The organism is Paenibacillus septentrionalis, assembly GCF_042659865.1.
Lineage (GTDB): Bacteria > Bacillota > Bacilli > Paenibacillales > Paenibacillaceae > Pristimantibacillus > Pristimantibacillus septentrionalis.
This window is the reverse complement of the sequence record NZ_JBHSTE010000014.1, coordinates 1-7,452: the sequence shown is the minus strand read 5'-3', so window position 1 is coordinate 7,452 and position 7,452 is coordinate 1. Positions and strand designations below refer to the sequence as shown.

At 43.9% G+C, this 7,452-nt stretch carries 7 protein-coding genes and 2 pseudogenes; 8 read left to right on the top strand and 1 reads right to left on the bottom strand.

Annotated features, from left to right (window positions below; translation table 11 throughout):
• The 3 genes from ACFP56_RS21595 to ACFP56_RS21585 all read left to right on the top strand — a co-directional run.
• The coding region (locus tag ACFP56_RS21595) for a restriction endonuclease fold toxin (RefSeq protein WP_379238558.1) at nt 1-1,932 on the top strand (1,932 nt) is incomplete at its 5' end.
• A gap of 9 nt (nt 1,933-1,941) precedes the next feature.
• Nucleotides 1,942-2,337: an Imm7 family immunity protein gene (locus tag ACFP56_RS21590; RefSeq protein WP_379238556.1), complete on the top strand. Its 396-nt coding sequence runs from the start codon at nt 1,942-1,944 to the stop codon at nt 2,335-2,337.
• An 838-nt stretch (nt 2,338-3,175) separates the two neighbouring features.
• Entirely contained in the window at nt 3,176-3,544 is a 369-nt protein-coding gene (locus ACFP56_RS21585) for a hypothetical protein (protein ID WP_379238554.1), read from the top strand.
• 90 nt (nt 3,545-3,634) lie between these two features.
• Here the strand turns inward: ACFP56_RS21585 and ACFP56_RS21580 are convergent, their stop codons facing one another.
• Nucleotides 3,635-3,841: a helix-turn-helix domain-containing protein gene (locus tag ACFP56_RS21580; RefSeq protein ID WP_379238552.1), complete on the bottom strand. Its 207-nt coding sequence runs from the start codon at nt 3,839-3,841 to the stop codon at nt 3,635-3,637.
• Between the two features lie 160 nt (nt 3,842-4,001).
• On the opposite strand from ACFP56_RS21580, the pseudogene ACFP56_RS21575 reads away from it, so the two are divergent.
• From ACFP56_RS21575 to ACFP56_RS21555, 5 genes and pseudogenes are all read left to right on the top strand, one after another.
• Nucleotides 4,002-4,774: pseudogene (locus ACFP56_RS21575) on the top strand (recombinase family protein).
• A 166-nt stretch (nt 4,775-4,940) separates the two neighbouring features.
• Nucleotides 4,941-5,231, top strand: a pseudogene (locus tag ACFP56_RS21570) (IS110 family transposase); the annotation flags it as partial.
• Between the two features lie 84 nt (nt 5,232-5,315).
• The gene (locus ACFP56_RS21565; RefSeq protein WP_379238547.1) at nt 5,316-5,558 is read left to right on the top strand and encodes a zincin-like metallopeptidase toxin domain-containing protein; all 243 of its coding nucleotides are present in this window, start codon (nt 5,316-5,318) and stop codon (nt 5,556-5,558) included.
• Nucleotides 5,559-5,756: 198 nt separating this feature from the next.
• The gene (locus ACFP56_RS21560) at nt 5,757-6,017 is read left to right on the top strand and encodes a hypothetical protein (protein ID WP_379238545.1); all 261 of its coding nucleotides are present in this window, start codon (nt 5,757-5,759) and stop codon (nt 6,015-6,017) included.
• 611 nt (nt 6,018-6,628) lie between these two features.
• Nucleotides 6,629-7,452 (top strand): S-layer homology domain-containing protein (locus ACFP56_RS21555; RefSeq protein WP_379238543.1); only part of this gene is annotated, 824 nt, incomplete at its 3' end.

The window sequence follows — 7,452 nt, the reverse complement described above, 5'->3', positions numbered from 1 at the left end:
GATCTGGAGCAGGTGGCAAGCGCAACTAATTTGCTAAGGCAACAGATCAACGGAAACGTCAACAGCTGGAGTGGCGATTTACCGATATGGGGAGCGATGCACAACGCTCAGCAATCCATTGCACGGCTCACTGATGATGCGGAACAACTGGCAGAAGTAGTGCGTAAAGCGATCGCTGGCATGGAACGGTTGGAGCAGGAGAATAAAAGAAGCGCGGCCGCATGGTTGGATCAAACGAGAGGATTAGCTCAGCTGCTTACCCGGTTTCGTCAACATACGATGGCGCCCCTTGGCCAATTACCAGAAGAGATGATGCGAAATGTGAATCGGCTAATCAATAAGGTGGAAGCTTGGCATCGTCCAGATCCGTTCGAGCAAGAGCCGGTGATCCAACAGCTGCGAGAGCGGTTAGCCTCTGCGACCTTACCTCCAGCAGACCGGATACGCATGACGGCCCAATTAGAAGAGATTTATGCGCAGCGAGAGGTGATTGCGAAGGCGCAGCGCGCTTATGAGATGTACAAGCAATACGGGAATACAGCACAGATGCTGCGTGTGCATCAAGTAGCAGAGGATAGTCGGCTTCGTTTACTTGCGATGGGTATCCAAGCGCAGACGATAGCGGCGAATGTGGATTTGACGTCAACGTATGCAGGCTCAGCGGTACAGGCCTGCACGTTCGACCCGCTCTATACAAAGCCGATTCCGATCATGGATAGTGAGAGATACCGAACGTTGCTGATGCTGGGAATGAAGGAAGGGGCAACGGGCACGTGGGCAAGAAAACAGCTGGAGGAGATTGTGTTCCATCGGCAGCAGCTCACTACGAGCACCATCTCGGTCATGCAACAATTACGAGAAGGGAAGTTGCCGAAACAAGACTTGTCAACTATGAGTACGTCCGCACTTCAGCTAAGTCGGTATAACCTGTACAGCAAGCCGAAAGCGATTGTGGAAGAACAAGAAATCAAAAAAGAAGAACCGATCTATAAGCAGATCTGGAATAGCTTAAAAGAGATCGGCAATGATGCGATAGCGGCATCGAATGATCGATGGGACCGCCAATTCGATAGCGTGTATGATTTTGTGAATTATTGGTCCGGTGGAATAACGGGAGCTGTATGGGAAGGGGCACAGGAACGAACGAATAAATGGAATGATTCGGTCTATGATTTTTCGAACTATCTGTTAATCGGGGTCCCCGGCATGATCAAGGGAATGGGAGACAGTATAAACGGGACGTTCTTTCCAGCAGAGGCGTGGTCAAAAGAGCATGTGAGTGATATGCTAGGAGCAGTTTCGATAGTAGGCGGAGGAGCGGCAACGAGCATCGGGAAAAAGACGATCCTGAATCCAGTAAAACCAGATCTGACGCCGCCAAACGTACCGAAAGTGGAGCCCTTTAAATCAGATGCTATCCCTGATGTGCGTGCTAGGGTTGAAGCCAATATTGAGGCAAGTGCAGGCATAAGAGAAGCGTCTAAGATAGGAGATTATCTAAAGAAAGAGAAGGAATTACTAGAATCTTTTAAGAATAAAGATATAAGTTCATCCAATTCTATTAAGGGGATGGGTAATGCAGGTCGCTATTCAGGTACTTTAGAGAAGGTTAATAAACCTGATGCGGCGGCTGATGCACTAGCAGATAGAATTGGTGGTCAATCCCGTGTGAAGTTCTCCGGCGACTCAGCAGGTAGAGAGTTCGATGCTATTAGTGAACAATACGTTGCTCAGTCTAAACCTGCTTTGCAAACAGTAAATAAAAGTGTCCGCGACCAAATGAAAGCGACTTTTGAAGCGGCTCAGGAGACGGGGAGAAAGGTCTATTACCATTTCGAAGGACAACCTGCACAATCAGTAATTGACAAGTTGAATGAATATAGCAGTAGATATGGAATTGATGTTGTAATTGATACTAATCCATTAAAGTAGGTGATAAGAATGTTTGAATTTCATGGTTGGGTCACAATCCATGAGTCAACTACAGAAGTTGATGCAGGAAATTTAGAATCAATTGTTAAAAACATACAAAATTTTATCGCGGATTTACATTGGACTAGCGGACTGCTAAAAATCTATCCGGCAAACGGTGCATATCATCTTTCTGTAGGTGGACTTCTGAATCGTAAAAGTACGGAAGCCGAAGAAATAATCAAGTTATATCAATTTATTGCAGAGCATGCCATCGGTTCTTATGGATTGCTTTATACAAGGGATGATGAGGACATTGAAGGTTTTGATAATGAGTTTAGAGTACTTGTTTTAGTCCGAGGGAGAATTGAACACAAAAAGGATACGTTCCTCTCCCCGTTTGCTCCTATAGTTGAAGATGAGTAATTTGGTGTTGCCAAACCTTGATTGGCTTCGTGCCTTTCAAGGTTTTTTCTTTGGTGGGGCTACCCAGTGCCGAATGAACCATCATTCAACCAATAACACATATAACCCATGTAATACCCGTATAAAGATTTCTCTATATCGGTTGTACGCACAACAATGCTTGAATTTTATACCTTAAATAACGCTATTCCGTTACATTGAATGGGTCGATTATGGTCAGATACCACCATGATTGACCTGTTTTTTGTTATCTTCGTTTTCTCGCAGGTTTTTGAAAATAATCGCAACTTTGCGAATAGATACCCCGATGGATATATTGTCGGGAGCATCGCAACTAATTCGCAGGATAGTCCGACAACTATATTGTCAGGACTGAACTGAACATTTCACAACGGGAAGGTCATGTGTTAAAGGCTAGCCACCTGCCCTCTAATTAAGCCCGAAATTCATGAAAAAATTCGGGAGGGGGCGGCACATGAAAGGGGTCACTGTATCCATTGACCGCATTGTCATTGACTTTACAGACGTATATTGGGATTTCTTTAACGAGTTCCATAAGCGAATCTGTCACTTTTACGGGGTTAGGATGACGGTGGGAGATAGGGGATTTCAATACCGAATCAGAATCAATACGGGAGAACACTTTCTGCATATCTCCTACAAGTTGGTCTTTGCCCCAAAGACTCGTAAGAATACGCTGAGGATTGAAGCCTACCCGAAGTCTCTTGTTTACTTTCGTCATTGGCTCGAACAAATCCGAGACTACGCTAGTCAAGTCTTGTTTGTGCGGTGCGATGTGGCTTTTGATATCCCCGTTCCAATAGATGACCTGTTTACGATGTCTATAAAGGGTCGCAGGCTACGACTATTCAAAGGCACTCGCTATTACAATGGCAAGCATCAACGTCAGGAGGATGGCTATTGTCGGGTGTATGACAAGAAACGTCAGTTGTTGGAGACAGGGCGGCAGGAAATCAAAGGGGAGCGGACGAGGATGGAGATTGTATATGCACCGAAGGGAAAGATACCGCTTGCTTCATTGGTTCAGTATCCACCGCAGTTTAACAGCAAGTATTTATGTGTTGTGCTGACGGACTTGTCCAAGTTCAACCCTAAGGTGGGGCGACTTGTTAGGGAGATTCAGCAAGGAGAACTTTTATCGCAGGATACAACTCCTATTACCGCAAGCAAATTCAGAAACAGATGAACATGCAGGATGTTATTGACCTGAATGAACTAGCGGCAGAGCAATGGCAAGAAGCTGTAACGCTCCCCTGTGCGATTCTATCAGGTAAGGTTAGTCATCTTCCTGTACAAGAAGTTCGCTTAGGCTGATGTTTAATGTCTTACAAATAACATCAAATGTGCTGAGATGAACTCTGTCAACATCACTGGAGCATAGATGGCTTATGGTATTTGGTCGTAGTCCTGTTAATCTTGCCAATTCACGCTGAGACATATTTCGTTCAGCTAGAATCTCTTTGAGTTTTACGGCAACGGGCAAAATGACACCAACTTCCGAACAGACTTGATTATCCCTATTATACGATTTTCTAACCCTTTATGGAAATGGTTGATTGTATCGCTTAGTCGGTATATACTCACATTGTATCTACTAGGCGTTACAATAATTCAGATTTCCGTAATGGTGGGGAGGAATCATCATGAATGTCATCGGTTATGTAAGAGTGTCAACACAAGGACAAGCCAAGGATGGTTACAGTTTAGCGTACCAACAAGATGAAATCCGCTCCTATTGTCGGGAGCAAGGATGGAATCTGATGAACATATACAGCGATGAAGGTATCAGTGGGGCGAAGGTCGATGAAGAAGCCCTTGAAGTGGAATCGGCTTTCAGAGCATGTTATCTGCATTATCTGTTCAATCCATTGATGCTGTCGTTGTCCTCAATACAAGCCGATTATGGCGGTCTGACATCGTGAAAGTGTTGGTGCAACGGGAGTTTAAGAAGCATGGGGTGGACGTTCGTAGCATTGAACAGCCGACCTACAGCATCCACACGAAAGACCCGAACGATTTTCTAATCAACGGACTGATGGAACTGCTCGACCAATACCAACGGCTCGAAATCGCCCTCAAGCTAGGTCGGGGGCGGAGCAAGAAGGCTCAGCAGGGCGGCTATGCCGGAGGACGAGCCACATTCGGCTATAAGGCTAAGAAAGGTCAGAAGTACATCCAAGTGGACGAAAAGCAGGCTAAGACCGTCCGCAGAGTGTTTCAATTAAAGGAACAGCATCCAACATGGACGCTGACAAGTATCGCAGAAGCCCTGAATAGAGAAGGCTTTACGACACAGCAAGGCAATATGTTTACGAAAGTGCAAGTCAAACGAATATTAGACAGACGTGATTTTTATAGCGGTATTTACCGCTATGGAGATATATCAGCGGAGGGCTTACATCAAGCCATCCTTTGACGGACATTGAATGGAGATGCTTGCGTCCCACTGCGAACCGAAAGGTTAACGCTCGAACTGAGGTTGCACCCATTCTTTACCTACCGTCAAGCAAGCTAACTAACAAATCCGTAAACAGGGGTGAATCCTTTTGTCGCACTATAAGCAAACGCATATCTATGTTGGAATGGATTTACATAAGGCTCATCATACCGCCGTTATCATCAACTGTTGGAATGAGCGGCTAGGCGAAATCCAAATCGAGAATAAACCGTCTGCCTTTGATGAACTGATGAAGTTCGTCAAGAAGCATACGCCAAAAGGCTTGACCCCTGTCTACGGCTTGGAGGATACGGGCGGCAACGGCAGAGCAGTAGCCGTTCACCTTGTCGACAACAAACAAATCGTCAAGGAAGTCAATTTGGCTCTATCCTACAATGAACGAATGAGCAATGCGACTACGCAAAAGAGTGACAGTTCAAAGCCGGATGATATAATAGGTGGTAATTGGAAATCAGTTGCCACCCTTTCTATAAGAGATTTTAAGATTACAACTTAGGGGATGGGTGATGTTGATTTTATCGGTGAGACAGGTCGTCTAGGTGGTAAACTGTATAATGAAAAAGATTTGAACCTGTTAGGCAGTTATCTTGAAAAAAGAGGAGTAACTCTCAAGGTTGGAGATGAGTTTTTGCCTCCTGGAAAAGGAGGGGGCTTTAACTACAATACTGGTGAACTTATATTGAAAAGCAACGCAACGCAGTATGAAGTTTGGCATGAAATGTCGCATTACCTCCAATATTAAGAAAATTGGGAAAGAGGCATATTCAAATTTGCCCCGTACTAGTGGACCAGTTCCGATGAGCGATTTATCAAGATTCAATGCGCCTGAGCAATATGTCTATGATATGTTATCAAACAGCCCTAAAAGATGGAACTCACTAAACGAAGCTGAACAACTACATGCAAACTGGTATATTACTCAATACGGAGGTATTCGATAATGAAGTTATCGAGAGAAAGAGCAGAACAACTGGCACTTGGATATGTGAACAAAGATAAGAATGAAAACTACAAACTAGACTTAATTGGTGTGGAGGTATCTAAATTCTCCCCCAAATATTGGGCGGCTACTTTTGAGGTTAGAACCTCAGAAGGGCATGTTTTAGAAGGACCTTTACTTATACTTGTTGATGACGAGTTGGAAAAAGCAATGAGTTTAGATGAGGCTGTCGAGGCTCACATCCATAATAATGATAAGTAAGACAGTCTTTCGAACGCTAGGTTCGAGAAACCTTGATTGGCTTCGTGCCTTTCAAGGTTTTTTCTATAGTGGGGCTACCCAGTGCCGAATGAATCCATCATTCAACCAATAACACATATAACCCTTGTAATACTCGTGTGAAGATTTTTCCATATTGTTGTACGCACATCAAATGCTTTATATAATCTACAATGATAGTTACGGTGGAAGGAAAGCCCCGTATATGTAATACCCGTATGAAGATTTCTTCATTTCGTTTGTACACACACATCAATGCTTGAATTTTACACCGTAAATAACGCTATACCGTTACATCGAACAGATCGATTATGATCAGATACCATCATGATTAACCTGTTTTTTGTTATTTTCGATTTTTCACTGATCTTAGAAATAAATCGCAACTTTCTGAATAGATACCCAAATGGATGTAATGTCATTCACTTTAGGAGATCACATAGATAGGCGGAATGTTACAGAAAATAAAAAACAATCATTTATTGCCAAAAAACGACAAATTTATCATTAATATCTTGATATAATAGTAGCTGATTTGTTGAAATTTAAGAGCAAAACGAACTACTACTATAGGTTGAATAGGAGGAAAAAGTATGAAAAAAGTATGGAGTGTAGCTTTAACGATCATATTACTGTTATCATTATCAACTGAAGTAGGGCGTTCGCCGGTGGAAGCAGCGGTGATTTCGTTCCCAGATATAAAAGGACACTGGGCAGAATCTAGCATTAACAATGCAGTTAAAAAAGGATATGTAGGAGGCTACCCGGATGGGAGTTTCCGGCCGGAAAATACGTTAACGCGAGCAGAATTTATGAAAATGCTAGTAGCTGCACTAGGACTGGAAACGAAAACAGGCGGTAGTGGAAAATGGTACAAGCCTTACATAGACACTGCGATTGCAGAGGGAATTTATAAGACAGGTGACTTTGCGAACGAAGCCTATGAGAAGTCGTTGACACGGGCAGAAATGGCGACAGTTATTGTTCGTGCGACTGGCGTAGAGGACGTTGAACCGAAGCAAGGGTTATATCTAGCTACGAGCAAAGGATTGATTGGAGGCACGTCTCCTGGAGAGATAAGTGCAGATGGGTTCTCGACGCGCGCGCAAGCGATCGTGGTCATCGAGCGTCTGTTATCGGTGAATGCGGGGAAACAGCTGCCTGTAGATAAGTATGCAGTTGCCGCTGCTGAAATCTATTGGCATCGAACCAATATTTATACGGTAGCGCCTGAATTGTTCAATCAAGGTGGAACCTCTATACCTGTTACGAATATTAATTATTGGAACGAGTCACGACTTACGTTGACTTCACGAGATGGCAACTACAAGGCGGAGCTCGAGGAGCTTGTAGCGATTGATCTTTCCGATCCGAAGGATCCGAATCGCAAGCTGCTGCCACCGATAGATAAACTGTA

Coding starts and splice junctions, on each gene's coding strand:
- ACFP56_RS21590 (WP_379238556.1), top strand. CDS start 1,942: ATGTTTGAATTTCATGGTTGGGTCACAATCCATGAGTCAACTACAGAA.
- ACFP56_RS21585 (WP_379238554.1), top strand. CDS start 3,176: ATGTCTATAAAGGGTCGCAGGCTACGACTATTCAAAGGCACTCGCTAT.
- ACFP56_RS21565 (WP_379238547.1), top strand. CDS start 5,316: ATGGGTGATGTTGATTTTATCGGTGAGACAGGTCGTCTAGGTGGTAAA.
- ACFP56_RS21560 (WP_379238545.1), top strand. CDS start 5,757: ATGAAGTTATCGAGAGAAAGAGCAGAACAACTGGCACTTGGATATGTG.